The organism is Pseudomonas sp. CM25 (assembly GCF_013179705.1).
Classification (GTDB): domain Bacteria; phylum Pseudomonadota; class Gammaproteobacteria; order Pseudomonadales; family Pseudomonadaceae; genus Aquipseudomonas.
Window position 1 is genome coordinate 1 of record NZ_JABMCW010000651.1, and the last position, 1,241, is coordinate 1,241.

At 61.6% G+C, this 1,241-nt stretch carries 1 protein-coding gene and 1 pseudogene; both read right to left on the reverse strand.

The annotated features are described in order from the left end of the window. A partial coding sequence (locus HP546_RS30390; protein ID WP_256678580.1) for an arginine deiminase family protein occupies window positions 1–787 on the reverse strand: 787 nt, incomplete at its 3' end. A gap of 33 nt (window positions 788–820) precedes the next feature. After that, window positions 821–1,241, reverse strand: a pseudogene (locus tag HP546_RS30395) (arginine-ornithine antiporter); the annotation flags it as partial.

Genomic DNA, 1,241 nt, shown 5'->3' on the forward strand with positions numbered 1-1,241 from the left:
TCACCGCGCCTTTGGCAAACAGGCTCTGCGCCAGCTGGCCGATGGCCTGGCGCGAGGTGCGCTCACCCATGCCGATCAACACGATGCCATTGCCGATCGGCATCACGTCACCGCCTTCAAGGGTGGCATTGCCGTGCTCCTTGTCCGGGTCGCCGTACCACACCTCGAAGTCGGCGCCGGTGAACTCCTTGTGGAACTTGTAGATGGCGGTGGTGAGCAGGGTTTCCTGACGGCGCGCCGGCCAGTACATCGGGTTCAGCGTGACGCCGCCGTAGATCCAGCAGGTGGTGTCGCGGGTGAACTGGGTGTTGGGCAGCGGTGGCAGGATGAAGCTGGAGTGGCCCAGGTAGTCGTTGTACATCTTGACCACATCGGCGCCTTCGCTCTGCGGCAGGTCCTGGCCAGCCACACCGCCGATCAGGAACTCGGCCAGGTGGCGTGGATCGAGGCCTTCGAGCCAGCTGCGCACTTCGTTGGTCAGGCCGACACCCACGGTGTCGGGGGTGATCTTGCGATCGAGGATCCACTTCAGCGCTTCGGGCTGCTGCACGATGTCGGTCAGCAGGTTGTGCATTTCAAGCACATCCACGCCGCGCTCGCGCATCTTGGTGACGAAGTCGAAATGGTCACGCTTGGCCTGGTCGACCCAGATCACATCGTCGAACAGCAGCTCGTCACAGTTGCTCGGCGTCAGGCGCTTGTGCGCCAGGCCCGGGGCGCAAACCATCACTTTGCGCAGTTTGCCGGCTTCGGAGTGGACACCGTACTTCTGTTTTTCAGCGGACATGGTTTCATTCCTCCAATTGAACGAAGACGTGGGTCAAAGGGTCAGGAAGCCGTCATACAGGCCATAGGCTGCCACCAGGGCGCCGATGACAACGGCTGCGAAGATCAGTTTTTCCACGTTGGTGAAAATGGGTTGGCCGATCTCACGCTTGGCCTTGGCGAACAGGATCGCGCCAGGTGCGTAGAGCAGGGCCGAGAGCAGCAGGTACTTCACGCCGCCGGCATACAGCAGCCAGATGGCGTACAGCAGGGCGATGCCACCGATGACCAGGTCTTTCTTGCGCTCGGCCAGGGCCTGTTCGTAGGTTTCGCTGCGTAGCGCCAGCAGGAAGGCGTAGGCCGCCGACCACAGGTAAGGCACGAGGATCATCGAAGTGGCGAGGTAGATCAGCGACAGGTAGGTGCTGCTGGAGAACAGCGTGATCACCAGGAAGATCTGCACCATGGCATTGGTC